The organism is Microbacterium proteolyticum (assembly GCF_014192415.1).
GTDB lineage: Bacteria > Actinomycetota > Actinomycetes > Actinomycetales > Microbacteriaceae > Microbacterium > Microbacterium proteolyticum.
In genome coordinates this window covers 77,380-103,690 of sequence record NZ_JACHXY010000002.1, presented here as the reverse complement: position 1 = coordinate 103,690, position 26,311 = coordinate 77,380, and the positions used below count along the sequence as shown (strand labels likewise).

Below are 26,311 nucleotides of genomic sequence, written 5' to 3'. Positions count from 1 at the left end.
GCCCCTCGGGCACGTCGATCCGCGGCGGTCCTGCCGTCGCCACCGGTTAGACGGTGGGGTCGTTCGACCTGCGCGGCTCCGGGGCCGCGGGCGGGGTCGTGCCGGCATCGGTGACGCGCGATGCGTCGGCGGACGACGTGGAGATCTCGTCGTCGCGCTTCATCTCTTTCATCTCGCTCTTGAACACACGCGCGGACTGACCCATGCTCTTCGCGAGCGCGGGGAGCTTGGCGGCGCCGAACAGAAGCAGGATGACGGCCAGGACCACCAGCAGGTGCCATCCGGTCAAACCCTGGAACATGGTGACTCCTCGTCGTCGTCGGGCGTAGCCCTCAGTCTAACCCGCACACCTGTCTCCGGGCCGGGAGGCGCGGACGGGGCGGCGGTCGACGCGTGATTCGGCCTGTGACTGCACGGGAGCTCCCCGCACGTGCCCCACCGCCGGGCGAGGGCCGGGTGCGGGGTTCGACGAGGAATGGAGGGAGCCGGTCGAAACCGGAGCCGCTCAGGGATGCGCGGGGGCGTACTGCGCGAGGCCCGCCGCCGCCCACTCGGCCGCGGCGCGGCGCGCGCCCGCCGGCTCGAGCAGTTCGACCTCGCCGCCACGGCGCGCGGCCAGACGCTTCAGGCTCTGTTCGTCGGCGAGGTGCAGGGACGCCACCGACGTGTCGTCGTCGGACTCGTCGATCTCGGCCCGCTCGAGGTAGTCGGCCAGCAGAGGTGCCACCGCCCGCGGAAAGCGCAACCGCGCCACGACCTCGTCATCCGACGGTGCGAACAGGTCGGGAACGTCGTCGCCGCCGTGCACGGCCGGAATGTCGGTGAGGGCGGCGTCGCTGACGCGGTCGAGGTGGAACGTGCGCACGGCCTGGCGCAGGTGGCACCACCCCTGCAGGTACCACTGGTCGTTGGCGATGTGCACCTTGATCGGGTCGACCGTGCGCGTGGTGGGACCTGCCCCGGGGGCGCGGTAGGTGAAGGTCACGGCCACGCGTTCGCGGAGCGCACGGTCGACGACGTCGCGCACACCGTCGACGGGACCGGGGGCCACGATCACGGCGGGCGGGGCGGCGGCGGCACCGCGGGCGAGCTTGCCGAGAAGTCCGGTCACGAGCTCGTTGTCACCGAGACCGGGGAGGCTCCGCGCCAGCTGGAGTCCCGCCAGCAGCGCGGCCGCTTCGCGGGCCGTGAGCCGTGGGGAGCGTTCGAGACCCACCGTGTTGGTGATGGCGATCACGTCGTCGCGGTCGAGCAGGTCCCAGTCGATGTCGAACAGATCGTGGGGCAGCTGCCAGTAGCCGCGCTCTCCGGGCAGGCCGATGACGGTCAGGCGCTCGACCATGGCGCGCATCTCGTCGGGCGCCACGTCGAAATCCGCCGCCGCCTCGGCGACGGAGACCTCGCCCTTGCCGAGCAGGTACGGCACGAGCTGGAGCAGGAGCGCGGCGCGGTCCAGGGCGGCGACGGGGCGTTCGGCACTCACGCGGCACCCCCGTGCAGGCGCAGGGTCGCCTCGAGTCGGCGCACCACCTCGGCGCGCAGGTCGTCGGGTGCGACCACACGCACCTCGGGTCCGTACGAGGCGAGCTCGTCGGCGAAGACGTGAAGGTCGACGTACGGGACGACGATGCCCTGCGGCGCCTCCTCGGCCCGCCGGGCGAGGCGCAGCGCGGCCTCGGTACCGGGATGAACCTCGAGCAGCGCCCGCTGGCGGTCCGCGACACGGCGCAGACCCGCGAGCGCCCGCTCCCCCGCTCCCTCGCGGAGCTCCGCCGGGAAGCCGGCGCGCGTCACGGTGACGTCGCCGACGATTCGCGACAGCAGGAAGGTGCGGTCGGCATCCATGTTCAGGTCGAACCCGAACACGTGCCATCGCGCCTCGTACTCCAGCAGGGCCAGGGGACGGATGCGACGCTCACGCGGACGCGCCTCACCGGGGCGCAGGTAGGTGAAGGTCGCGACACGGCACTGCTCGATGGCGCGCTGCAGCGCCGGGAACGACGCGTCCCGCACGCGGATGCGGGGCGCGTACCCGATGATCGGCTCGTCGACGGGGATGCCGAGGGCCCGGATCTTGCGCAGACCGCTTCGCGCGTCGGCCGAGAGCGATTCGCTCCCCCATACGCTGCCGGCGATGTTGAGCAGGGCCACCTCGGCCGGACTGAACGAGATGTCGTCGGGGAGGGAGTACTCCGCCGTCGGCACGCGGTACCGCGCCTCGCGGAGATCATCGGGGTCGGTGCGGTTACCGATCGTCTCGATCGGAACGCCGAGCCCCCTCAGGTTCTCTTTGTCGCGCTCGAACATCTTCTCGAGCGCGTCCTTCGACGCCCCCGCCTCGAGCTGTTCGCGGTAGCCCGCGACGGAGGAGAGGATCGTGTCCTTCGTCAGGCCCTGCTCGGTCGCCATGAGGGCGACGACGAGGTTCACCAAGCGCTCCTCGGGAGCACTACGGGAGGCGGTGGCGGACACTCGCCCATCCTAGGCGGCGCGACGAACCGCACAGCCGCCGCCGGTTGGACGAGGCGGGAGCCGAGCGCGGACGCCGGCGGCTCAGCGCTGTGCTCAGCCGGCGATGCCGAGGACGTCGACGACGTAGACCAGGGCGGTGCCCTCGGGCGCCTGCAGGATCTGCGTGTCCTGCGCGGTCTGGTCGGCCGGGACGACGATCAGCACCTGCGAGCCCACCGTCTGCCCCTCGAGGGCGCTGGCCATCACCGGCGGCAGCACCGACACGGTCGCCTGACCGGGTGCACCGTTCTTCCAGGTCGAGGCGAAGGTCGTGTCGGCACCCCACGCGACGCCCTGCACGTGGATGACCACGGAGGAGTCGGCGGTCAACGTCTCGCCGTCGCCCTTCTTGATGGTCTGCCACCGCGCCTCGGTCGGGGCATCGCCCGCCGGGATCACGACGCCCGGCTGACCGTCGGGCGCGCGGACGACGGAGGGCATGCCCGAATCGGCGTTGTACTGGTCGGCACCGTCGGCCGCGGGAAGGAAGACCTTGCGCACGTCGAAGACGAACACCGCGCCGTCGCCCTCGGCCACGCCGAGAGCCTGTGCACCCTGGGCGCCGAGGTCGGAGCCGGGGATGGCCACGGCGACGCGCGACCCCTCGGCGACGCACCGCATCAGCGGAGCGAGCGAGGGCACCGCCTGTGTGAGACGCGGCAGCGGCGTGGCCGTCGCGACGTCGGTGTTGTAGGGCGTCGCGACCAGCTGCTCACCGGACGCGGCGTCGAGCACCGTGACGTCGACGAGCGCGAGCTGCGAGTCGGTGGTGATGCGCGGCCCTTCGCCCTCGATCAGGGTGGCGGTGCCCGCCTGCGACGGGACGAACGGGGACCGCACCGAGACGGTGGGAACCGAGCCGACCTCGCCCGGGGCGTCGACGACCGCGGCGATCGCGCTGTCGGAGGGCGTCGGGCACGACGAGGCGACGGATGCCGAGCACCCGACCAGGCCGAATCCGGCCAGAGCGGTCACGGCCACGAGAGCGGGGAGTCTGCGCACCGGAACAGTTTAGGTGGTCGGGCGGGACTCCTCCGACGCGGCTCCCGCGACGGACTGGCGCACGCCCTCGGCGGACTTCTGCGCTTCGCGCACGCGCTTGCGCAGGTTCTTGTCGGTGATCTCGCGGTCGCCGACGGCGCCGGGGGTCCACAGCTCCACGTCGTCGTCACCGTAGCTCGACTTCGACGCGCGACGCTTGACCTCGGGTGGGATCGCTCCGGGGGCGAGCCGCCGGGCGGTGACGAGGAAGCCCGTGTGCGCGACCATGCGGTGGTCGGGGCGGACGGCGAGGCCCTCGACGTGCCACCCGCGGACCATGGTCTCGCTGGCATCCGGCTCGGTGAACAGGCCGGTCGCACGGATGTACTCGGCCACGCGGCTGAGCTGGGTCGCGGTCGCGATGTAGCAGAGCACCACGCCGCCGGGGGTGAGGGCGTCGGCCGCGGCGTCGATGCACTCCCACGGGGCGAGCATGTCGAGCACGATGCGGTCGACGGATGCCGGAGCCACGGCATCCGGAAGGCTCTCGACGAGATCGCCCACGATCACCTGCCAGGTCGCCGGAGTCTCACCGTGGAAGGTCTCGACGTTGGCCCGCGCGACGTCGGCGAACTCTTCGCGGCGCTCGAACGACAGCAGGCGTCCCGCGGGACCGATGGCCCGTAGCAGCCACAGCGACAGGGCACCGGAGCCGACGCCGGCCTCCACGACCGTGGCGCCCGGGAAGATGTCGGCCTGCGCGAGGATCTGCGCGGCATCCTTGGGGTAGACGATGGCGGCGCCGCGGGGCATCGACATGACGAAGTCGCGCAGAAGCGGCCGGACCGCCAGGTAGTCGTGGCCGGAGCTGTTGGTCACGACGCTGCCGTCGGGCTGGTCGACCAGCAGCTCGTGCTTGAGCACCCCGTTGTGGGTGTGCAGCTCGCCCTGATCGCGCAGGGTGATGGTGTGCATGCGGCCCTTGGGGCCGGTCAGCTGCACCCTGTCGCCGATCCGGAAAGGGCCGCTCAGGTGGGGGGTCTCGCTCATCGGTTCACTCGCGTCTCATCGGGGCGGGTCTGGGTCTGCGCGGCGTGCAGCGCGCGCAAGTCGGTGGCGGTTCGGCCCGTGAGGTCCGGCCACAGTGCGTGCGCGCCGACACCGTCGAGGGGCACCATCAGCGGGACGCCGAGAGACACCGCGCCGCTCGCGATGGCCGAGCGCAGACCGTTGGGGCTGTCTTCGATCGCGACGGTGTCGCGGATGTCGGCGCCCAGCAGCGCGGCGGCCTGCAGGTAGGGATCGGGGTGGGGTTTGGGGCGCTCGACGTCGTCTCCGGCGACGACGACGTCGAAGGCCGGGAAATCGATGAGGTCGACGACCGAGAGCGCCATGCGCCGCATCGACATCGTCACGAGCGCCGTCTTGACGCCGGCGGCCTTGAGGTCGGCGAGCAGTTCGCGGGCACCGGGGCGGAAGGGCACACCGGTGACGGCGAGCTGGCGCAGAACCTCATCGGTGAGGTAGGCGATGATCTCGTCGGTCCCCCACGGCACGCCCGCGTTCTGGAGCAGGCGGGCGGAGTCCTCGAGGGCGAGGCCGACCATCCCCAGCGCCTGCTCGTGCGACCATGTGCCGCCGAAGCGTTCGACCAGCGGGGTCTCGGCGGCCATCCAATACGGCTCGGTGTCGACGAGCGTGCCGTCCATGTCCCACAGGACCGCCGCAAGGGCCGGAGAAGTCATCGTTCCATCGTATCGAGGGCGGGCGTCGTCGCCGCGCGGCCTGCGTCGTCGCGGGGGTGCGAGCGGCGCCCCCGCGCGGTCGCTCTCGCGGGTCGACCGGTCTCGGCGGCGGCGTCCGGCCGGTGTCTCGCGCGTGCGCCTATCCTGGAACCCAGCCCCGACGGGGCAGAGGAGGTTGTGTGGACGCACTGGGTCGCCGGATCATCGTCGCCGCGTTCGACGGGTGGAACGACGCCGGAGAGGCCGCGTCGGCGGCAGCGTCGATGCTGCGCGCCGACGTCGAGTACGACGTCGTGCACTCCGTGGACCCCGAGTTGTACTTCGACTACCAGTACACGCGTCCGCAGATCGGGCTGGATGCCGAGGGGCGACGCACCCTCACGTGGCCCGAGGCGAAGCTCCTGCGCCCCACGCAACGCTCCGACGACGCCGAGATCTGGTTGCTCGTCGGGGTCGAACCCGCTCGCGCCTGGCAGGCCTTCGCCGCCGAGTTCATCGACGTCGCCCTGCGCGAGGACGTCACGGGCTTCGTCGCCCTGGGGTCGATGATGTCGGACGTCCCGCACACCCGGCCCATCTCGGTCTTCGCCGGCAGCGACAACGAAGGCGTCCGCCAATCGCTCGGGCTCGAGCGGAGTCTGTACGAGGGGCCCGTCGGCATCCTGAGCGCCATCGGCCACGCGTCGGAACAGGTCGGTATCCCGACGGCGAGTCTGTGGGCGAGCGTGCCGCACTACGTCGCGGGCCACACCCCGTCACCGAAGGCCACGCTCGCGCTGCTCGAACGGCTCGAATCGATCACGGGCATCACGGTGCCGCGCGGCGACCTCGAAGCCGAATCGCGGCAGTGGGAGGCGTCGATCGATGCGGCGGCCGCCGACGACGACGAGATGAGCGACTACATCCGACAGCTCGAGCAGACACGCGACACATGGGACTCCCCCGAGGCATCGGGCGACGCCATCGCGCAGGAGTTCGAGCGGTACCTCCGCCGCGGCGGCGGCAGCGACGGTCCCACCAAGCCCGGACGCGACGACCCGCCCCGACGCTGACGCTCGGCCCTCGTCCCTGCGGTCCTCGTCGCTGCGGTCCGACTGCCCGCGATGTGCCGCGAGGAACGCGTTCCGCGCGAAGAAACTCCGCTCCCGCGCCATGTCGCGAGAAACGCGTTCCGCGCGACGAGGTCCGCTCACCCGCGAGATATTGCGAGAAACGCGTTCCGCGCGAAGAAACGGCGTGACAAGGCGTTTCTCCGCGCCGATGCCGTTTATCGCCGGAGCTGCCACAGGCCTCAAGGCCACGCGGAGGAAAACCCGGCACCCCGAGACGACGACGCCGCTGACCTCACGGAGCGGGGATGCCGTGGCATCCGGTGCTCTGCGAGGCCAGCGGCCGCGAAGGGGAACGGGTCGTCAGCCCGAGATGATCGCCGACTCGGCCGGGACCACCCCGAGCACGAGGAGCACGATGATCACGATGCCGAGGATCACGCGGTAGATCACGAACGGCAGGAAGCTGCCGCGCTTGAGGTACTGCATGAGGAACGCGATCACGAGGTAGCCCACGACGAAGGCGATGACGGTCGCGATGGCCGTCTCACCCAGGTTGTAGGGACCGGTGCCCTCGTCGAAGCTCTTGTACAGCTCGTAGAGCCCGCTGGCGAAGACGGCGGGAACGGCGAGCAGGAACGAGTACTCGGCGGCGGCGGTGCGCTTGTACCCGAGGGCGCGTCCGAGCGTGGTGGTCGCGCCGGAGCGCGAGACGCCGGGCACGAGGGCGAGCGCCTGCGCGAAACCGTAGGCGACGCCGTGCGGGTACGTGAGGTCGTCGAGTTCGCGACGGCGCTTGCCGTAGTGGTCGGCCAGACCGAGCAGGATGCCGAAGACGATGAGCACGACCGCCGTGATCCACAGGCTGCGGAAGTTGTCGCGGATGAGGCTCTGCAGCAGCACACCGAGGAGGGCGATGGGGATGGTGCCGATGATGACGAGCCACCCCATGCGGGCATCGGGGTCGTTGCGCGGAACCTTGCCGCTGAGCGACAGGAACCACCGAGAGATGACGCGCCCGATCTTCTTGCGGAAGTAGATCAGGACGGCGATCTCCGTGCCGATCTGCGTGATGGCGGTGAACGTCGCGCCCGGGTCGGTCTGCGAGGGGAGGAACTCGCCCACGATGCGCAGGTGGGCGCTCGAGGAGATGGGGAGGAATTCGGTGAGGCCCTGAACGAGCCCGAGGATGATGACCTCGAAGATATGCATGCGGTCCTTCAGTACGTCCGGAGGAGGTCGGCGAGAACACGTCGACCGAACTCGAGCGCGTCGACGGGGACGCGCTCATCGACACCGTGGAACATTCCGGTGAAGTCGAGATCGGCGGGGAGTCGCAACGGCGCGAATCCGTAACCGGAGATTCCGAGGGTGGAGAGGGCTTTGTTGTCGGTGCCGCCGCCCATCAGGTACGGCACGACGGGGACGCCAGGGTCGTGCCGGTCGAGCTGGGCGATCATCGCATCGACGAGGTCGCCCGCGAAGGGCACCTCGAGACCGATGTCCTGGTGGACGATCTCGATGTCGACGCCGTCGCCGATGATGCGGCGGATGTCGGCGAGGGCTGCGGCCTCGGTTCCGGGCAGCACGCGCACGTCGATGAGCGCCTCGGCTCGGTCGGGGATGACGTTGTGCTTGTACCCGGCAGTCAGGCCCGTCGGGTTCGTCGTGGTGCGCAGGGTGGAACGGATGAAGCTGGATGCCGCGCCGGTGCGCAGGGCGAGCGCGTCGGGATCGCCCGCGTCGTCACCCGTGATCTCGGCGAGACCGGCGAGGAGTGCCGCGGTGGTGTCGGTCAGGCGGATGGGCCACTCGGTCCGCCCGAGACGCGTCACCGCCTCGGCGAGGCGGGTGACGGCGTTGTCGGGATGCAGACCACTGCCGTGACCGGCGCGACCGCGGGCAATCAACTTGATCCAGATGAGGGCCTTCTCGCCGACCTGCAGCAGGTAGGCGCGGCGGTCGCCGACCGCGATGGAGTACCCGCCGACCTCGCTGATCGCCTCCGTCGCACCCGCGAACCATTCCGGCCGGTCCTGGATGACGCGCGCGGATCCCTCGACTCCGCCGTTCTCCTCGTCGGCGAAGAACGTCACGACCACATCGCGTTCGGGTTGCTCGCCCGCGCGCAGCAGGTCGGCGACGGAGGTGAGGATCATGGCATCCATGTCCTTCATGTCGACGGCGCCCCGGCCCCACAGGATGCCGTCGCGGATCTCGCCGGCGAAGGGGTCGACGCTCCAGTCCTCGGCGACGGCGGGCACGACGTCGAGGTGCCCGTGCAGGATCAGCGCGGGCTTGTCGGGGTTGCGACCCGGAACCCGGGCGCACACGTTGGTGCGGCGCTCGACGGGCTCGTAGTAATCGGTGTCGAGGCCGAGTTCTTCGAGGTAGGCGCCCACGTACTCGGCTGCTTCGCGTTCGCCGTTGGCGCGACCGCCGCCGTAGTTCGAGGTGTCGAACCGGATGAGGTCGGACGCGACGCGCGCGACTTCGGGGACGACGGTTTCGCGCTCGGACATGCGCACTACCGTACCGGGGCGCGGCGACCTCCCCTGTCGCGCGTCGCCCTGGGGAGGACGGGCGATGCTCCACGGCCCCGACCCCGCGCCGTCGTCGGCCGGGTGCGACCGGCGGGACGCGCCCGGGGCGGCACACCGGTTCGAGTCGTGGTCCGCGGCGTGGTAATGTCGTTCCTCGTTGCGCAAGCGACAAACACCCAATGCGCGGGTGGCGGAATAGGTAGACGCGCTAGCTTGAGGTGCTAGTGCCCTTTAACGGGCGTGGGGGTTCAAGTCCCCCCTCGCGCACAGATGAGAAAGACCCCCGGGTTCGCCCGGGGGTCTTTCTCATTTCTGCGCGAGGGGACGCCGTGGAACCCGTGCAGGGTTGGGCCCACGCCGCCGGAGGCCACCTCCCCTGGCCGTCGGCGGTCGTGCCCGTCCATCCGTGACGCCGCGGAAACACCGACGTGACACTTCGCGCTTAGCGTCGAGACATGCCTCCCTTCCGCGTGCCCACGATCGACATCTCCGCCTGGGTGGGACCCGGATCGCCCGATGCGCGCGCCGCCGTGGTCGCCGCCGTCGACCACGCGTGCCGCACCGTCGGATTCATGCAGGTCGTGGGTCACGGCCTCCACCCCGCCGTGATCGACGATCTGGCCGGCGCTCTCGACCGGTTCTTCGCTCTGCCCCTGGAAGCGAAGAAGCGGTACGTACGACCGGGCTCGGAGAACCGCGGGTACAGCCCCCCGAAGAGCGAGTCGCTGAGCTACAGCCTGGGCGTCGATCCGGTCACGCGGATGAACGACTTCTTCGAGGCGTTCAACGTGGGGACGTCATGGCGGGAGTATCCGGGAACGACCGCGACGGCGCCGGACTACGCCGAGAACACGTGGCCCGACGACGCGGCGGATTTCGAGCCGGCCGTGAGCGCGTACTACGACGAGGCACGGCGGGTGGCGCAGACCCTGACGCGGGTTTTCGCGGCCGCGCTGCGTGTGCCCGACGGCTTCTTCGACGGCATCACGGGGCACTCGATCGATGTGCTGAGGATGAACAACTACGCCTTGCCGCCGGGGTCCATCGAGTTGGGTGCCGAACTGACGGGCATGGGCGAGCACACCGACTTCGGACTCGTGACCGTGCTGTGGGCCGATCGGGTCGCGGGCCTGCAGGTGCTCGGGCAGGACGGCTCGTGGAACGATGTCTCGCCGGCGGAGGGGGCGCTGCTGGTCAACCTCGGCGACGTCGCCGCGCGGCTGACGAACGACAAATGGCTGTCGACGCTGCACCGGGTGAAGCCTCCGGTGGTCGACGGCACGATCGAGCGGCGGCGGTCGGCGGCGTTCTTCCACGACGGCGACGCCGACGCGGTGATCGCGCCGCTGCCGCACTTCGTCTCGGACGAGGCCCCGGCCCTGTACGACCCGGTGACCGTGCGGGAGCACATCACGGCCAAGCTCGCCGGCTCCCGCGCGGGTCGTAAGAACGTCGGCGCGGTGCGCGAGGCGGCGCGGGTGGCGGCGGCGACCCGCGCCTGAGGGACGCCGCGGTCGCATCGGGTGCTGCACCTCGATGCCCCTGCCGCGCGACCGCGCCGCGAGAAACGCCTCCCGCGGGAGGAAACGCCTTGTCGTCGCGTTTCTGCCCGCGGATCGCGTTTTTCGATGGGGACGGCGGGGTCAGGCGGCCGACACGCCGAACAGCAGACCGAGAACGTAGGTCACGGCCGCGGCACCGAAGCCGATCGCGAGTTGACGCAGGCCCCGCTTGAGCGGCGACGCGCCCGAGAGCAGACCCACCATCGCGCCGGTGGCCATGAGGGCGATGCCCACGAGCACCAGCGCGAGCACCACCGCGCCGAAGCCGGTCATGCCGAAGATCCACGGCAGCACCGGAATGACCGCCCCCGACGCGAAGAACAGGAAGCTCGAGATCGACGCCCCCCACGCACTGCCGACGACGTCGTGGGAGGACTCCCCCGGGGCCGCCGCAACCGGAGCGGTTCCCGCCTGCGCAGCGGTGACGGTCTCGCGGGCTGTGGCGAGGGCGGCATCCGGATCCATCCCGCGCGTGCGGTAGACGAGGGCGAGTTCGTTGGCATCCAGGTCCAGGTGGGGCAGAGCCGAGTCGGCGAAGTCGCTCTCTTCGGTCGCCTCGAGCAGCTCGCGCTGGGAGCGGACCGACACGAACTCTCCCGCGCCCATCGACAGGGCTCCGGCGAGGAGTCCCGCGATGCCGCTGAAGAGGACGAAGCTGGGGGCGACACCGGTGGCGCCGACGCCCATCACGAGGGCGAGGTTCGAGACGAGACCGTCGTTGGCGCCGAAGACGGCGGCGCGGAAGGTTCCCGAGAGGCGGCGGCGTCCGCGGGCGGCGAGTCCACGGACGACCTCGTGGTGCACCCGCTCGTCGGCCGCCATCGCCGGGGTCGCGTAGGGCTCGTCGGCGTACGGCGAGCGTGCCTCGGCGTTCTGCGCGAGGGCCAGCACGAAGATCGAGCCGAAGCGGCGCGCCATCCACGCCAACAGGAGCGTGCCGATGCCGGGCAGCGGCAGGCGGTGGGGCTGCTCGCCCAGGAGGTCGATCCAGTGCTGCTCGTGGCGGCCCTCAGCCTCGGCGAGGGCGAGCAGGATCTCGCGCTCCTCGCCGCTGCGCCGGGAGGCGAGCTCGCGGTAGACGCGTGCCTCGGCGCGCTCGTCGACGAGATAGCGCGCCCAGCGGCGGCGATCACGGGCGGTGGGGGTGGCGACGGTCGTCACGGGGGCTCCTTCGGGTCGCCCCCCACCGTAATGAGGCGGCCCCGCTCCCCCGGGCGCGTCGGCCGATACTGACAGCATTTCGGGCCTCCGAAGCCCGGAAAGACGCGGATGCCGACCAGTTCATGCCAGCATTTCGGGGGCGCGAAAGCGCGCGAGGTCTCGGACCCCGTGGGGCGACGCCTCGGACAGGATGCGACGCCCAGGAGGGGCGCGGCACCTCAGGAGTGCACGCGCCGCCGCAGCACGTCGATGCGCGCCTGCAGCTGCACGACGGTGGCGTGCGAGACGGCGGGACCGCCGCAGATGCGCCGGAGCTCGGCGTGCACGAGGCCGTGCGGCTCGCCGCTCTGCCGGGCGTACAGGCCGACCATCGTGTTGAGCAGCTGACGCTGCTCCTTCAGGGTGCGGTGCAGCGGCGCCGGTAGTCCACCCTCATCGACCGGAGGCGGCTCGACGCCGCTCTGCTTCTCGGTCGCCTCACGCGTCGAACGGTGCCGCGATTGACGGGTCGCCCGGGACATGAGCACCTCGTGCACCTGATCGGGCTCGAGGAGGCCCGGGATGCCGAGGAACTCCTCCTCCTCGATGGTTCCCGGCACCGCGAGCTGTCCGAACTCCTGCCCGTCGAAGAGCACGCGGTCGAAGTGGGCGAGCGAGCCGAGAGCCTGATACTCGAACTCCTGCTCGAGCGCATCGGATGCCTTGTCTTCGCGCTCGGCGGCATCCATCATGTCTTCTTCGGCGTTCCACTGGTCTTCCGCGTCGCTGTCGCGGTCGAGGGCGTGGTCGCGCTGCGCCTCCATCTCGCCGGCGAGGGCGAGCAGCTGGGGCACATTGGGCAGGAAGACGCTCGCGGTCTCTCCTCGCCGGCGCGCGCGCACGAAACGGCCGATGGCCTGCGCGAAGAACAGCGGTGTGGAAGCGCTCGTGGCGTAGACGCCGACGGCGAGGCGCGGCACGTCGACGCCCTCCGACACCATGCGGACCGCGACCATCCACCGGGTCGTGCCCTTCGAGAAGGTCTCGATGCGGCCCGAGGCCTCGGCTTCGTCGGAGAGGACGACGGTGACCTTCTCGCCGCTGATGTCTTCGAGGATGGCGGCGTAGGCGCGCGCGGCCGTCTGATCGGTCGCGATGACGAGTCCCCCGGCATCCGGGACCGTCTCGCGTACCTCTGTGAGGCGCCGGTCGGCGGAGCGCAGGACGGCGGGGATCCAGTCGCCGTTCGGGTCGAGGGCGGTGCGCCAGGCCTGCGAGGTGATGTCTTTGGTGTTGTCCTGCCCGAGCTGGGCCTCCATCTCTTCCCCGGCCTTCGTGCGCCAGCGCATCTGCCCGGCGTAGACAAGGAAGAAGACAGGACGCACCACACCGTCGTCGAGGGCGCGCCGGTACCCGTACGCGTAGTCGGTGCGCGAGAGGCGGATGCCCTTGGCGTTGGGGTGGTACTCCACGAACGGGATCGGCGCGGTGTCGCTGCGGAACGGCGTCCCCGACAGCAGCAGGCGCCGTGTGGCGCGGTTGTACGCCTCTCGCAGGGCGTCGCCCCAGCTGAGCGCGTCGCCGCCGTGGTGCACTTCGTCGAGGATGACCAGGGTCCGGGCATCCATCGTCAGACGCTGATGGACCTCGGCTTTGACCGCGACCTGCGCGTAGGTGACCGCGACGCCGTGGTACTGCCGGGAGGGCGTGGCGTGGCGGTTGGAGAAGAACGGGTCGAGCCGGATGCCGACCCGCGCGGCCGCCTCGGCCCACTGGGTCTTGAGGTGCTCGGTGGGGGCCACCACGACGATGCGGTCGATGACCCCGCGGCGCATGAGCTCGGATGCGAGGCGCAGGGCGAAGGTCGTCTTGCCGGCGCCGGGGGTGGCCGCGGCGAGGAAGTCACGGGGACCTCTGCCCTCACCGTCGGGCCCGTCCAGGCCGAAGTACAGATCGAGCGCCTCGGCCTGCCACGCGCGGAGGCGCTGGGCGGTTCCCCACGGGGCACGCTGCGGGAACGAAGGCGAGAGGTGCTCGGCGGCGAAGGAGCCGAAGTGGGGCTCGGCGCCGTCGGTGGGCAGGGGTTCCCCGCCCGGGACCGCGTGGGCGGCGACGGGGGCGGTGGCGTGCGCCGGGTCGACAGGGGCGGATGCCGCGAGGCCGGTGAGCGGGTCGGTCGGCGCGGAGCCGCCGGAGGTGGACGCCGGAAGGATCGATGCGGAGGGAGCGTCGCCGCTGCGCGGGTCGGCGGGGGTGGGGCCGGCGGGTGCGACGGCGCCGGGGGTGGCTACCGGGCCGGGACTCGCAATGCGGCCGGGGGTCGCGACGTGGCCGGGGCTCGCGACGTGGCCGGGGCTCGCGACGCGGTCGGGGGTCGTCACCGGGCCAGGGCTCGCGACGCGGCCGGGGGTGGCGACGCGGCCGGGGGTTGCGACGCGGGGTGTCTCCTCCGGAGCGGAGCCCTCCGTGTGCGGAAGGTTCGGGGTGCGGGCTTCTGCTTCCAGCATCGAACCTCCTTCCCACGCGAGCGCGAACATCCACGATAGGCGGTTCTGCGGCGCGCGGCGCTGCCCCGTGAGTCGTTCCGCCGCCTCATCAGCGAGAAACGCGGATCGCGGGCAGAAACAACCCGACGGGGCGTTTCTCGACGCGGATCGCGTTTCTCGACGCTCGCGGTGACCGCCGCCCGGCTGACCTGGCCCCGCGCCGACGGCGTTGCCCACAGCGAGAAACGCGAATCGCGGGGAGAAACAACGCGACGAGGCGTTTCTCGACGCGGATCGCGTTTCTCAGCGACGATAGCGGCACCGCGATCGGGCTCGCCCGCGCGACAGCGGCGCCGACCTCGTCGGTGCCCCGTCTCGGGTGATGTCGGGGGACGGGGTTAGCCTGGGAGCGGAGGTTTCGAATGACACTCGATCCGCACTCGCCCCGCACCTCACCCCTGCCCGACAACCCCGGTCCGCACCCGTGGCGGCGCTACGTCGCGCTGGGCGACTCGTTCACCGAAGGCATCGGCGACCCGCTCCCCGACGGCGGCCATCGCGGCTGGGCCGACCGTGTCGCCGAGGTGCTCGCCGCGCAGGTAGACGACTTCGCCTACGCGAACCTGGCGGTGCGCGGCAAGCTCATCGCGCAGATCGTCGCCGACCAGATCGAGCCCGCGCTGGCGCTCAAGCCCGACCTGATCACCTTCTCGGCCGGGGGGAACGACGTCATCCGGCCCGGCACCGATCCCGACGCGGTCTCCCAGCAGTTCGAGGACGCCATCGTGCGTCTCCGCCGCGACCACGCGACCATCGTGGTGTTCACGGCCATCGACACGGAGTTCACGCCCGTGTTCCGCGGCATCCGGGGCAAGGTGGCGATCTACAACGAGAACATCCGTGCGATCGCCGACGCCCACGACTGCGTCGTCGCCGATCAGTGGGGCCTGAAAGAGGTGCAGGATATGCGCTTCTTCGACGATGACCGACTGCACTACAACGCGCTCGGCCACCATGAGGTGGCTCGCATGGTGTTGCGCGCGTTGAACGTTCCCAACGACCTCCAACCGCACCAGCCGGAAGCCCTCACCGCCACCACATGGCGCGCCGCGCGCGAGAAAGACCTCGTGTGGGCGCGTTCGTACCTCATGCCATGGGTGCTGCGCCGCCTGCGACACCAGTCGTCGGGTGACCATGTGCGGGCGAAGCGCCCCGAGCCGCTGCCCATGACGACGCTCGCCCCGGGAAAGGATGCCGCAGCCCCGCCCGAGTCGCCCGTGTGACGGCCGTGTCGCCAGACGACGACTGTCGGCCGCGAGCCTGCCTGATGCCGTGGTTGCGCTGGTCGACGCCGCCGACACCGAGACCCCGTTGCGCGACGCGGATCCTCTCCTCGGCGCCCGCACCTCATCCGGCCCGTGGGCTGACGGCGCCTCGGGTGGTCAATGGTTGCCGGATGCCAGCCACCCGCTGAGCACGCCGATCACGATCGTGAAGGCGCGGCGCAGCCACGGCTTGACCACGGGAGGTGCCGGGTTCGGCGTGGCCGTCGGCTTCGGCGTCGGTGACGCGGTCGGCTTCGGCGTGGGAGACGCCGTCGGCGTCGGTGAGGCTGTCGGCGTCGGTGAGGCTGTGGGCGTTGGTGAGGCAGTGGGCGGCACGGTCGGTGATGCCGTCGGGGCCGAGGTGGGCGACGCCGTCGGCGAAGCACTCTGCGTGGGAGACGCCGTCGGAGTCGGCGAGGCAGTGGGCGACACGGTCGGCTTCGGCGTGGGAGACGCCGTCGGCGTCGGTGAGGCTGTGGGCGTCGGTGAGGCTGTGGGCGTCGGTGAGGCTGTGGGCGTTGGTGAGGCAGTGGGCGACACGGTCGGTGATGCCGTCGGAGCCGAGGTGGGCGACGCCGTCGGCGAAGCACTCGGGGAGGGAGACGCCGTCGGAGTCGGCGAGGCAGTGGGCGACACGGTCGGTGACGCCGTCGGGGCCGAGGTGGGCGACACCGTCGGCGAAGCACTCGGCGTCGGCGAAGCACTCGGCGTCGGCGAAGCACTCGGCGTCGGCGACGGCGCGGCCGCCACCTCGACGCTCACGCGCGACGAGACGGCTCCCTGCGCGGCCGTGACCGTGCGGATGCCCGTGCCCACGAAGGTCACCGACCGCCCGTCGACGGTGTCGGTGCTGCGCGACGACGTCAGGAGCACGGCGGGCGCCTCGGTGGTGTTGTCGTAGGCGTCCGTGCCGCTGACCGCGAAGTCGACGGTGTCGCCCGCGACGATGGGCGTCGGCGTGCCCGGGGCGGGTGCGATCGCCAGTTCGGCCAGAGGCCCCGGGACGACGGTCACGGTGAGGTAGGCGGTGAGCGGCGGACCTTCGGTGGTGTTGGCCGCGATGAAGCACGTCCGGGCGACGGTGAAGACGTTGTTCTCGCCGAGCGGGCACTCGGACGAGGTGTAGTCGATCGCGGGCTGCGGGTCGATCTTCTGGCCGTCGGCGGTCTGCACCGACACGGGGAAGACGTAGGGCTGGCCCGCCGTCGCGATCAGATCGGCGGGATCGGACGACACGACGAGCGAGGTGGCCCGGACGGCGTACAGGTCCAGCGCGCCGCTGCCCGCGATGGAGGACGTCGCGGTGATGGTCTGACCCGTGCCGTCAGCGCTGGTGTTCCATGTCGAGCCCGCGGGAAGTGCGGGAAGCACTCTCGCGCCCTGCGCGAATGACGGCGCGAAGACGCGGACGCTCGGCGCCCCCGTCGAGAACCGGACGAGTCGGTTGAGGCCGGTGACGATCTCGGTCGGCGGGTCGAGAGTGATGCTCCCCTGGTTGTCGATCGTTCCCGAGGCGGCGAACGTCGCGCCGAGCGTGGGGTCGGCGACGGTGCCCTCGATGCGGCCCGAGAATCCGACGGCGGCGGTCCCCGAGCCGAGGGAGACGTTCCCCGCGGGGAGGCGCAGGAGGCCGTCGATCCGCAGCGAGCCGAAGCCGCCGGCGGTTCCCCCCGTCGAGAACCCGCCCCCGATGACCGCCCCGCCGGGATTCGTGGCCGTGAGCGTTGCGCCCCGACCCACGGTGATCGCGGCTCCCGCCCCTCCCGCACCGCCGCTGGACTCGCCCCCGCCGACGGCGACCGAGCGGAGCCCGTTCGCGGTGGCGTTCAGCGTCCCCGACGACACGATGACGCTTCCCCCGGCGCCGCCGCTGGTGCCCGCACCCCCGCCCACGGCCGACGCGGACGCATTCCTCGGCACGGACGCGTTCACCGTCCCGCCCGCGACGACGAGGGTGCCGCCGCTGTTCGTAGCGGCGACCGCATCGCCGCCGATGGCCGAGGTGACCGCGCTGCCGAAGGACGTGACGGTGCCGCCGGTGACCGTGAGGGTGGCCCCGCTCGTGCGGATGCCGGCGAATTCGTTGATGCTCGAGCCGTTTGCCGTGAGGGTGCCGCCGCTGCCGTCCGTGGGGCCGGCGACAGTGAAGTTCCGGCCGGTGCCGATGGTGATGCCGGACACCGTGAGGTCGTAGGTGCCCAGGTCGAGCGTGGTGTCGCACGGCACGGTCAGGCGCCCGGCGCGGATGTCGGCACCCAGCGTGATCGTGTTCGGCGCCGTGCCGCAGTCTCCCAGAGCGCTGTCGAGGCCGGCGAGCGTCGTCACCGTCGTCTCGGCGGCGGTTGCGGGGGACGCGACGAGCGCCGTCACGGCGAGTGCCACCACGGTCCCTCCGCTGAGGATGCGACGGACGGGGGTGGTGGAGCGGGGCATGTGGATCCTTCGACTCGGGCGTGCCCGCACGGTCGAGATCGACGGGGGCGACGCTTCAGAGTCTTCGACGCCGCATATCGCGGACAAGAGCCGCTTGCGGACACGTCCGCAAGCGGACACGGCGCCCGCCGCGGCATCCGTCCTTCGGACGATCAGCGCCGCCCGCGCCCCAGCTCCCACAGCGCGACAGCGCTGGCCGCGGCCACGTTGAGGGAGTCCACTCCTCCGGCCATCGGAATCGTCACGATCGAGTCGGCGGCGGCGAGGGCGTTCCGGCTGAGCCCGTCGCCCTCGGCGCCGAGGAGCAGGGCGACGCGCTCGTGCCCGGCGGCGGAGAAGGTGTCGAGGCTGACCGCATCGTCGGAGAGGGCCAGGGCGGCGAGGTGCAGGCCCGCGTCGACCAGCTGGGGCTTCGCCTCCGACCATTCGGGCAGTCGCGTCCACGGCACCTGGAACACGGTGCCCATACTGACGCGAACGCTCCGGCGGTAGAGCGGGTCGGCGCAGCGCGGCGTGACGAGCACGGCATCCGCTCCGAGGGCGGCAGCCGACCGGAACGCGGCACCGATGTTGGTGTGGTCGACGATGTCTTCCAGCACGACGACGAGTCGCGCTCCCGCCACGACGTCGGCGACGGATGCCAGGGCCGGACGGTGCATGGATGCCAGCAGCCCCCGGTGCACGGCGTATCCGGTGACCTGCTCGGCGACCTCGGCCGGGACGACGTACACCTCGGCGTCCTCGCCGACGAGCGAGACGGCGTCGGCCAGGAACTTCTCCTGCACGAGGACCGACCGGGGGCGGTGACCGGCACGGAGCGCGCGGTCGAGCACCTTCGACGACTCGGCGATGTAAAGGCCGCCCGCCGGCTCCGTCACGCGACGCAGCGACACGTCGGTCAGGTCGCGGTAGTCGGCCAGGCGCGGGTCGTCGGCGGCGTCGAGAGGGATGACGGGCATCACTCCATCGTGCCAGCACCCGGCGCAGGCCCGACCCGGTTCGGCGCCCTGGCCGAGGGGCGCGCGGGTCGTGGCTCGGCGATGAGCAGGGCCTGCTCGGCGTCAGGCGACGTGCAGCACCCGGCCGCCGGCGACGACCAGGGCCCGCTCGGGCGTGCGCACCAGGGCGTCCTGGGGGTTCTCGGCATCCACGAGCACGATGTCGGCGCGGGCGCCCTCGACGAGATCGTGCGTGTCGCGGCCGACCGACCAGGCCGCGGCGCTCGTGGCGAGCTGCACGACGCGCAGCAGATCGTCGTCGCGCACGATGCCCGCGGCCCGGGCGTACTGCCAGGCGATGCCGAGAGTGTCGCCGGTGCCGTACGGACTCCAGAGATCACGGATGCCGTCGGTTCCGAACGCGAAGCGCACGCCGGCCTCGTCGAGCTCGGCGAGAGGCAGTTGCGGCAGGCGGAGCGGGGCGACCGTGGTCATCGTGACACCGACGTCGGACATCGCCTGGAGCAGGTCGCGGCGGCGAGCGGGCTCGAGCTGCGCGACCGCGAAGCCGTGGGCGATGTTGATGCGACCCTGCAGTCCGAGGCGTGCGGCGCGGTCGACGAGCAGCTCGATCTGGAAGGCGCCCAGCTCGGCCGGGTCGTGCAGGTGGATGTCGATACCGACGCCGGTGTCGGCGGCGAGCGCGGTGATCGCGTCGATCTGTCCGACCGGGTCGCGGTCGATGGTGGCGGGGTCGAGTCCGCCGATCCGGTCGACGCTGGGGCGGCCCGCCGCATCCCGGAGCAGGTCGAGGACTCCGGGGCGGCGGAGGATCCCGTCTTGCGGGAAGGCGACGATCCTCACGTCGAGAGCGCCCTCGTAAGCCGCGGCCGCCTGCTCCACGGCCTCGATGCCGCGCAGGCCGATGCCGTCGTCGACGTCGACGTGCGTGCGGATGGCGGTCGTCCCGTGGCGCACGAACTCGCGCAGCACGTGCGCCGAGCGCTCGAAAGAGGGGATGCCGAGAGCCTCGCGCTCGGCGCGCTCGTGCCGGATGCGGCCCTCGGTGGAGCCCTCTCCCCCGTACGACTGCCAGCGCAGGCCCCACCAGGACTTGTCGACGTGCGCGTGCGCGTTGACGATGCCGGGGAGAGCGAGCAGTCCCCGCCCGTCGAACTCCCGCACGCCGATCGGAGCGGTGCCGGCCGGGGCGATGGCCGTGATCGTGCCCGCGTCCATCGCGATGTCGACGGGATCACCGCCCCACGGCCGCACTCGGCGGAGGCAGGTGATGTCGAGCATGGCCGGAGGGGGAACGGGGGTCATGACCCCAGTATCCCCAGCGCACGGAGCAGAGGGAGCCGTATCCGCGGCAGCGGCGCACGTCCGCGCCGGCCGCCTGCGCCGACGCCCGCGCGATCCGGAGTCGGCGCCCCGCCGTAGACTCGGTGCGACGGAGGTGTGCATGACCGACACGACGAAGGATGCCGGGTTCTCGGCATCCATCGATCGGGCTGTCGAGGTGCTCGCCGGCCGCCGGATCGCGGTGCTGACCGGCGCGGGTGTGTCGACGGATTCGGGCATCCCCGACTATCGCGGCAAGGGGGCGCCGACGCGTACGCCCATGACCGCGCAGCAGTTCCTCGCCAGCGCCGAGGCCCGCCGACGATACTGGGTGGGCAGCCACCTCGGGTGGAAGGTGTTCGCCGCGGCCGAGCCGAACGACGGGCACCGCGCCCTCGCCGATCTCGAGACCGCGGGCGTGGCCAACGGTGTCGTCACGCAGAACGTCGACGGCCTGCACGTGCGGGCCGGGAGCGGGCGGGTCGTGGAGCTGCACGGGACCATGCGCCGGGTGGGGTGTCTGCAGTGCGGGCAGGTGTTCGATCGCCGTGACCTCGCGGAGCGCGTCGAGGCCGACAACCCGTGGATCAGCCTTCCCGAGAACGTCGAGTTGGGTCCGGACGGCGATGTCGCGCCCGCGTCGGCCGACGGCTTCGTCGTGCCGGAGTGCTCGGTGTGCGGCGGCACGCTCAAGCCCGACGTGGTGTTCTTCGGCGAGTACATTCCGGTCGAGAAGTTCCGCGAGGCCGAGCAGCTCGTCCACACCAGCGACGCGCTCGTGGTGGCGGGGTCGTCGCTCGTGGTGAACTCCGGCATCCGACTCGTGGAGCGCGCACGACGCAAGCGCCTGCCGGTCGTGATCGTCAACAGGGGTGAGACCCGCGCCGATCAGCGGGCAACCGTGAAGATCGACGGCGGAACGACCGACGCGCTCCGCGCACTCGCAGAACGACTGCCCGGCCTGCTCTGACACCCGACGGCGGAACGACCGACGCGCCCCGCGCACTCCCAGAACGACTACCCGGCCTGCTCTCAAGCCTGTCGGACACCGCGCTCGGTTAGGCTCGAACGGTGACGATCCTGACCCTTGTGCGACACGGTGAGACCGAGTGGAACTCCGGGGGCCGCATCCAGGGCTCGACCGACATCCCTCTGAACGACACGGGCCGCGGCCAGGCGCGCGAACTCGCCGAGCGCCTCGCCACCGAGTACGCGGGGCGCGAGGTGGTCATCGTCTCGAGCGACCTGTCTCGCGCGGCCGAGACCGCCGATGTGATCGCAGCGGCCCTGGGCACGACGGTGAGCCGACGGATGCCGGGACTGCAGGAGCGCTCGTACGGCGATGCCGAGGGACTCGACGTCGCAACCTTCTACGAGACGTACGGTCCGTGGCATGCCGCCGACGTGCCGAACGCCGAGACGTGGCCCGCGGTGCGGGAGCGGGCGCTCGTCGCGCTCGCCGAGGTCGTCGCCGACACGCCCGAGGGTGTGGACGTCATCGCGGTCGCGCACGGAGCGCTGATCCGCGAGGTCATCATGTTCGCCACCGATGGGGCGTTCCCCCGCGAGGGCGAGCGGCTCCCGAACTGCTCGGCGACGACGTTCCGTCTCGACGGCGACGTCTGGGAGATGCGGGCGTACGCCGGCGTCGCGAGCTGACGCCGCCGCCGGGTTCCGGTGGCTGTGCCGGAACCTGAGCCCGCCGAGGAGGCCGCGACCCGCAGAGCCCTGCACGAGCGCAGAACCCGGTGGCTTCGGCGAGCTCAGTCCCCCCGACTCTCGCCTGCCTGCTGGTCCCCCGCGCGCTGCAGCAGCGACCGGGCGTGACGCAGCACGGGCTCGTCGATCATCCGCCCCTCGTAACGGAAGGCGGCATACTCGCCCCCCGCGGCCTCGAGCACGCCCCGCGCCCACGCGACCTCCGCGGGCGGTGGCACGTACGCGTCGCGGATCGTCGCGACCTGCCCCGGATGGATGCACGCGGTGGCCACGAACCCCGAGGCCGCGGCATCCCGAGCCTCCGACGCGAGTCCCTCGAGATCGGCGATGTCGACGTGCACCGCGTCGATCGCGCGTTTGCCGAACGCTCCGGCCGCCAGCAGCACGCGGGCCCGGGCGAGGCGCGCGACGTCGCGGTATCGTCCGTCCGGGAACCGACTCGATGTGCCGCCGAGACTGGCGACGAGGTCTTCGGCGCCCCACATGAGCGCCACGACCTGCGGCAGCGCCGCGAGCTGTTCGGCGGCGACGACCCCGCGCGCGGTCTCGCACAGGGCGATCACGTCGTAGTCGGCGAGGAGCGCGAGGGATGCCGGGTCCTCGGCCTTGGCGACCATGACCGTGCGCACACGGGTTCGTCCGAGCGCGGCGACATCGCGCGCGAAGTCGGGCGTCTCGGGCCCGTTGACCCGCACGATGACGTGATCGGGATCGGGATCGGCTGCGACCATCGCCTCGCGGGCGACCGTCTTGGCGTGCGGGGCGACCGCGTCTTCGAGATCGACGATGGCGGCATCCGCTCGCTCCAGCGCCTTCGGCACCCGCTCCGGGCGGTCACCGGGGACGAACAGCAGGGCCGGGCCGAGGCCGAACGGGGCTCGAGCGTCGGAGGGCTCGCTCACTGCGCCCCCTCTCTCGCCCACACCAATACGGTGCGCGTGGCGGTGACGACCATCTCGTCGTTCTGCGAGCAGCCCGTGTGCGCGAGCACGACGACCCCCTGACCCGGACGGGATGCCGAGGGCCGCACCGACACCACTTCGGTCTCCGCGGTGAGGGTGTCGCCGACGAACAGCGGCGCCGGGAAGCTCACATCGGTCAGGCCCAGCTGGGCGACGAGCGTTCCCTGCGTCAGCTGCGCGACCGAGAGCCCGATGAGCGTGGACAGCGTCCACATCGAGTTCACGAGCGGTCGACCGAAGGGCTGGGTCGCCGAGAACGCGGCATCCAGATGCAGGGCCTGCGTGTTCATCGTCAGGGTGGTGAACAGCACGTTGTCGGCGTCGGTGACGGTGCGCCCGGGCCGGTGCGCGTACTTCTCACCGACGACGAACTCCTCGAGGAAAAGGCCGCGCTGCTCGATCATGCGGCAACGGTACCGGTGAGTCCCAGCGCGCGCGAGATGACCATGAGCTGCACCTCGGTCGTCCCCTCGCCGATCTCGAGGATCTTCGAGTCGCGGTAGTGGCGCGCCACGGGGTACTCGTTGATGAATCCGTTCCCGCCGAACACCTGGGTCGCGTCGCGGGCGTTCGCCATGGCGGCGTCGCTCGCGGTCATCTTCGCCACCGCGGCATCCACCGAGAACGGCTTCCCCGCATCGCACAGGCGTGCGGCGTGCACCCAGGCGAGGCGCGCGGTGTGCACCCGGGCGTGCATGCGCGCGAGCAGGAACTGCATGCTCTGACGCGTCGACAGGCGCTCGCCGAACACCGTGCGACTGCGGGCGTAGTCGACGGCGGCTTCGAGGCAGCCCTCGGCAGCGCCCGTCGCGAGGGCGGCGATGGCCACCCGGCCCTCGTCGAGGGTGCGGAGGAAGTTCTTGAAGCCGTGGCCCTGCTCGCCGAGCAGGTTCGATGCGGGGACGCGGACGCCGTCGAAGGTGAGCGGGTGGGTGTCGCTGGCGTTCCAGCCGACCTTGTCGTACGCGGGTCCGACGGTGAACCCCGGTGTGCCGTTGGGCACGATGATCGTGGAGATCTCGGGGCGGTCGCCCGTGCGTCCGGTCACGGCCGTGACGGTCACGAAGCGCGTGATGGCCGTGCCGGAGTTGGTGATGAACTGCTTGGACCCGTCGATCACCCACTCGTCGCCGTCGAGTCTCGCAGTCGTGCGCGTTGCGCCGGCGTCGCTGCCGGCCTCCGCCTCGGTCAGGCCGAATCCGGCGAGCGCGCGGCCGGCGACGAGGTCGGGCAGGTACTCGGCCTTCTGCGCGGCGGTGCCGTACCGGTAGATCGGCATGGCACCCAGGCCCACTCCTGCTTCGAGGGTGATCGCGAGCGACTGGTCGACGCGGGCGATGCCCTCGATCGCGACGCAGAGGCTGGCGTAATCGCCGCCCTGTCCGCCGACCTCCTCGGGGAAGGGCAGGCCGAACAGGCCGAGCTCGCCCATCTGGGCGACGATGTCGAGCGGCAGTTCGTGGGCGCGGTCGGCTTCGTACGAGCGCGGCGCGATCACCTCGTCGGCGAACTCGCGCACCATGGCGCCGAGTTCGCGCTCGTCGTCGGTGAAGGCCTGCTGGGTGTCGATGCTCACGGGAGTGTCTCCTTGTGGGAAGTGGGGATGGGGGATGCCGGGATGGGGGATGCCGTGGCGGTTGCAGAATCGCGGGGTTCGCGGTCCGTCGGGGTTCCGGTCCCCGGCGTCACCGTGGCGACCGCCGCGTCGCGGGCGACCTGAGCGCCCGCGGACGTGCGCAGCCGCACGACGCCGGCGTGGGGTGCGGTGACGGTGTGCTCCATCTTCATGGCCTCGATCGTGACGAGCCGGGCACCCGCCTCGACGCTGTCGCCGTCGGCGACGTGTACCGCGACGACCGTGCCGGGGAGAGGAGCGACGAGCTCGGGGTCGACGGCTCCGGGGGCTCGGCCCGCGGCGGCGCGGCGACGCGCAGCGGCATCCCGGCGCGAAACGAGGCGCAACCGGTGCGACCCGCCGTCGGCGTGCACCCAGAACTGCTCGGCATCCCCGACGACCACGGCGTCGCTCGACGCCGGAGCCACCGCGTGCACCCGCCCGGCGTCGTCCTCCAAGAACACCGTGCGGGCGGGTAACGCTCCCCCGGCACGCCAGGCCCCGACGCGGTGCCAGAGCGAGCCGCTGCCCGAGGTCTCGGCATCCGCGCCCGACACCGCCCGCGCGGCGACCGCGGCGAGCGCGCCCTCCGTCGGCTGCGGCACCTCGGGTGTCCCCCTCCGATCGAGCAGGCCCGTGTCGAGGTCTCCCGCCCGCACGGCGGGGTCGGCGAGCAGGGCCCGCAGGTCGGCGACGTTGGTGTCGACGCCGAGCACGACCGTGTCGGCGAGCGCGGCGTCGAGCCGGGCGAGCGCCGTCGCCCGGTCGGGGCCGTGCGCGATGACCTTGGCGATCATCGGGTCGTAGTGGGCGCTGACGACGCTGCCGGTCTCGACCGCGCTGTCGACGCGGGCGGATCCCGGACGCCACAGGGCGACGGTCCCGGTCGCGGGGAGGTATCCGCGGGACGGCGTCTCGGCGTACACCCGCGCTTCGACCGCGTGACCGTCGAGACGGATCTCGGGCAGGTCGAGCGCGAACCCGGCGGCGACCCGCAGTTGCTGCTCGACGAGGTCGATGCCGGTGACGAGCTCGGTGACGGGGTGCTCGACCTGCAGGCGCGTGTTCATCTCGATGAAGAAGGGCTCGTCGAGTCGATCGCCCGCGACCAGGAACTCCACGGTCCCCGCACCGAGGTAGCCGACGCTGCGGGCGGCGGCGACCGCTGCCTCACCGAGAGCCTCGCGCAGTGCGGCATCCACCACCGGGGAGGGGGCTTCTTCGATCACCTTCTGGTGTCGGCGCTGCAGCGTGCACTCGCGTTCGCCGAGCGAGAGGGTCGTGCCGTGCGCGTCGGCGAGCACCTGCACCTCGATGTGGCGCGGGCGCTCCAGCAGCCGCTCGAGCAGCAGGGTGTCGTCCCCGAACGCGGCCGTGGCCACGCGGCGGGCGGTGGCGAGCGCGTCGGCGAGGTCGTCGGGGCCGGTGGCCACCGTCATGCCCTTGCCGCCACCGCCGGCGGAGGGCTTCACGAGCAGGGGGAAGCCCGCCCGGTGAGCCTCGGCGGCGATCTGCACATCGGAGAGACCGTTCGCCGAGAACCCCGGCACGGTCGGCACCTGGTGGGCGGCGACGTGTTCCTTCGCGCGGATCTTGTCGCCCATGACCTCGAGCGCCTCGACCCCCGGACCGACGAACACGACCCCCGCGGTGGCGCACGCGCGGGCGAAGCGGGCGTTCTCGCTGAGGAAGCCGTATCCCGGGTGCACGGCCTCGGCGCCGGAGAGCACCGCGGCGGCGACGACGGCGTCGACGTCGAGGTACGACGCCACGCGTACGGCGTGGTCGGCTTCGCGCACGTGGGGAGCCTCGGCATCCACGTCGGTGTACACCGCGACGGAACGCATGCCGAGTCGTCGCAGCGTGCGGAACACCCGTCGCGCGATCTCACCGCGGTTGGCGACGAGGACGCAGGTGAAGGGCCGCGACGGGGAGGCGTCACGCCCGATCGGGCGGGC

The 26,311-nt window shown here is 71.8% G+C and carries 22 protein-coding genes and 1 tRNA gene; 6 read left to right on the top strand and 17 right to left on the bottom strand.

Annotated features, from left to right (window positions below; genetic code table 11):
- Positions 1–46: 46 nt before the first annotated feature.
- The 6 genes from tatA to FHS07_RS08750 all read right to left on the bottom strand — a co-directional run bounded on the left by tatA (position 47) and on the right by FHS07_RS08750 (position 5,237).
- Positions 47–301 carry a Sec-independent protein translocase subunit TatA gene (tatA, locus tag FHS07_RS08775; RefSeq protein ID WP_183419547.1) on the bottom strand — a complete coding sequence of 85 codons (255 nt, stop codon included), beginning with the start codon at positions 299–301 and terminating at the stop codon, positions 47–49.
- A gap of 204 nt (positions 302–505) precedes the next feature.
- The gene (locus FHS07_RS08770; protein ID WP_183419546.1) at positions 506–1,483 is read right to left on the bottom strand and encodes a WYL domain-containing protein; all 978 of its coding nucleotides are present in this window, start codon (positions 1,481–1,483) and stop codon (positions 506–508) included.
- Positions 1,480–2,472: a WYL domain-containing protein gene (locus tag FHS07_RS08765; protein WP_183419545.1), complete on the bottom strand. Its 993-nt coding sequence runs from the start codon at positions 2,470–2,472 to the stop codon at positions 1,480–1,482. The genes FHS07_RS08770 and FHS07_RS08765 overlap by 4 nt, the downstream gene beginning before the upstream one ends.
- 93 nt (positions 2,473–2,565) lie before the next feature.
- Positions 2,566–3,513, bottom strand: a complete 948-nt coding sequence (locus tag FHS07_RS08760) for an FKBP-type peptidyl-prolyl cis-trans isomerase (RefSeq protein WP_183419544.1) — start codon at positions 3,511–3,513, stop codon at positions 2,566–2,568.
- A gap of 9 nt (positions 3,514–3,522) precedes the next feature.
- On the bottom strand, positions 3,523–4,542 hold the full coding sequence (locus tag FHS07_RS08755) for a tRNA (adenine-N1)-methyltransferase (RefSeq protein WP_183419543.1): 1,020 nt from the start codon (positions 4,540–4,542) through the stop codon (positions 3,523–3,525).
- On the bottom strand, positions 4,539–5,237 hold the full coding sequence (locus FHS07_RS08750) for an HAD family hydrolase (RefSeq protein ID WP_183419542.1): 699 nt from the start codon (positions 5,235–5,237) through the stop codon (positions 4,539–4,541). The genes FHS07_RS08755 and FHS07_RS08750 overlap by 4 nt, the downstream gene beginning before the upstream one ends.
- A gap of 179 nt (positions 5,238–5,416) precedes the next feature.
- Between FHS07_RS08750 and FHS07_RS08745 the strand changes: the two genes are divergently transcribed.
- Positions 5,417–6,289: a PAC2 family protein gene (locus FHS07_RS08745; protein WP_183419541.1), complete on the top strand. Its 873-nt coding sequence runs from the start codon at positions 5,417–5,419 to the stop codon at positions 6,287–6,289.
- Positions 6,290–6,649: 360 nt separating this feature from the next.
- Here FHS07_RS08745 and FHS07_RS08740 read toward each other — a convergent pair whose 3' ends face one another.
- Positions 6,650–7,498: an undecaprenyl-diphosphate phosphatase gene (locus FHS07_RS08740; RefSeq protein WP_183419540.1), complete on the bottom strand. Its 849-nt coding sequence runs from the start codon at positions 7,496–7,498 to the stop codon at positions 6,650–6,652.
- Positions 7,499–7,506: 8 nt separating this feature from the next.
- Positions 7,507–8,808: a M20/M25/M40 family metallo-hydrolase gene (locus FHS07_RS08735; RefSeq protein WP_183419539.1), complete on the bottom strand. Its 1,302-nt coding sequence runs from the start codon at positions 8,806–8,808 to the stop codon at positions 7,507–7,509.
- A gap of 202 nt (positions 8,809–9,010) precedes the next feature.
- On the opposite strand from FHS07_RS08735, the gene FHS07_RS08730 reads away from it, so the two are divergent.
- Together FHS07_RS08730 and FHS07_RS08725 are read left to right on the top strand one after the other, a co-directional pair.
- Positions 9,011–9,096, top strand: a tRNA-Leu gene (locus tag FHS07_RS08730).
- A gap of 188 nt (positions 9,097–9,284) precedes the next feature.
- On the top strand, positions 9,285–10,331 hold the full coding sequence (locus FHS07_RS08725; protein ID WP_183419538.1) for an isopenicillin N synthase family dioxygenase: 1,047 nt from the start codon (positions 9,285–9,287) through the stop codon (positions 10,329–10,331).
- Between the two features lie 141 nt (positions 10,332–10,472).
- On the opposite strand, the gene FHS07_RS08720 is transcribed toward FHS07_RS08725, so the two are convergent.
- Together FHS07_RS08720 and FHS07_RS08715 are read right to left on the bottom strand one after the other, a co-directional pair.
- A complete protein-coding gene (locus tag FHS07_RS08720; protein WP_183419537.1) occupies positions 10,473–11,552 on the bottom strand; it encodes a VIT1/CCC1 transporter family protein in 1,080 nt (359 codons plus the stop codon).
- 218 nt (positions 11,553–11,770) lie between these two features.
- Positions 11,771–13,612, bottom strand: coding sequence for a DEAD/DEAH box helicase (locus tag FHS07_RS08715; protein WP_183420143.1), 1,842 nt, complete (start codon positions 13,610–13,612; stop codon positions 11,771–11,773).
- A gap of 827 nt (positions 13,613–14,439) precedes the next feature.
- Here FHS07_RS08715 and FHS07_RS08710 point away from each other — a divergent pair.
- A complete protein-coding gene (locus tag FHS07_RS08710; RefSeq protein WP_183419536.1) occupies positions 14,440–15,300 on the top strand; it encodes an SGNH/GDSL hydrolase family protein in 861 nt (286 codons plus the stop codon).
- Positions 15,301–15,459: 159 nt separating this feature from the next.
- On the opposite strand, the gene FHS07_RS08705 is transcribed toward FHS07_RS08710, so the two are convergent.
- The 3 genes from FHS07_RS08705 to FHS07_RS08695 form a co-directional block, all read right to left on the bottom strand.
- Entirely contained in the window at positions 15,460–17,775 is a 2,316-nt protein-coding gene (locus tag FHS07_RS08705; RefSeq protein ID WP_183419535.1) for an autotransporter outer membrane beta-barrel domain-containing protein, read from the bottom strand.
- Between the two features lie 152 nt (positions 17,776–17,927).
- Positions 17,928–18,734, bottom strand: coding sequence for a TrmH family RNA methyltransferase (locus FHS07_RS08700; RefSeq protein WP_183419534.1), 807 nt, complete (start codon positions 18,732–18,734; stop codon positions 17,928–17,930).
- A gap of 102 nt (positions 18,735–18,836) precedes the next feature.
- Positions 18,837–20,039: an amidohydrolase family protein gene (locus FHS07_RS08695; protein WP_246383425.1), complete on the bottom strand. Its 1,203-nt coding sequence runs from the start codon at positions 20,037–20,039 to the stop codon at positions 18,837–18,839.
- Positions 20,040–20,178: 139 nt separating this feature from the next.
- Here FHS07_RS08695 and FHS07_RS08690 point away from each other — a divergent pair, with 139 nt between their 5' ends.
- Positions 20,179–21,027 carry a Sir2 family NAD-dependent protein deacetylase gene (locus tag FHS07_RS08690; protein ID WP_183419533.1) on the top strand — a complete coding sequence of 283 codons (849 nt, stop codon included), beginning with the start codon at positions 20,179–20,181 and terminating at the stop codon, positions 21,025–21,027.
- A 101-nt stretch (positions 21,028–21,128) separates the two neighbouring features.
- Positions 21,129–21,716: a histidine phosphatase family protein gene (locus tag FHS07_RS08685; protein ID WP_183419532.1), complete on the top strand. Its 588-nt coding sequence runs from the start codon at positions 21,129–21,131 to the stop codon at positions 21,714–21,716.
- A gap of 104 nt (positions 21,717–21,820) precedes the next feature.
- On the opposite strand, the gene FHS07_RS08680 is transcribed toward FHS07_RS08685, so the two are convergent.
- Genes FHS07_RS08680 through FHS07_RS08665 form a run of 4 tightly spaced genes read right to left on the bottom strand, consistent with a single transcriptional unit; the run spans position 21,821 to position 26,302 of the window.
- Positions 21,821–22,678, bottom strand: a complete 858-nt coding sequence (locus tag FHS07_RS08680) for an aldolase/citrate lyase family protein (protein ID WP_183419531.1) — start codon at positions 22,676–22,678, stop codon at positions 21,821–21,823.
- The gene (locus FHS07_RS08675; RefSeq protein ID WP_183419530.1) at positions 22,675–23,142 is read right to left on the bottom strand and encodes a MaoC family dehydratase; all 468 of its coding nucleotides are present in this window, start codon (positions 23,140–23,142) and stop codon (positions 22,675–22,677) included. Before FHS07_RS08675 ends, FHS07_RS08680 begins: the two co-directional genes overlap by 4 nt.
- A complete protein-coding gene (locus tag FHS07_RS08670; protein ID WP_183419529.1) occupies positions 23,139–24,314 on the bottom strand; it encodes an acyl-CoA dehydrogenase family protein in 1,176 nt (391 codons plus the stop codon). The genes FHS07_RS08675 and FHS07_RS08670 overlap by 4 nt, the downstream gene beginning before the upstream one ends.
- Positions 24,311–26,302 (bottom strand): acetyl/propionyl/methylcrotonyl-CoA carboxylase subunit alpha, encoded by a 1,992-nt coding sequence (locus tag FHS07_RS08665; RefSeq protein ID WP_425488155.1) that lies wholly within the window; start codon positions 26,300–26,302, stop codon positions 24,311–24,313. The genes FHS07_RS08670 and FHS07_RS08665 overlap by 4 nt, the downstream gene beginning before the upstream one ends.
- Between the last annotated feature and the right edge of the window lie 9 nt (positions 26,303–26,311).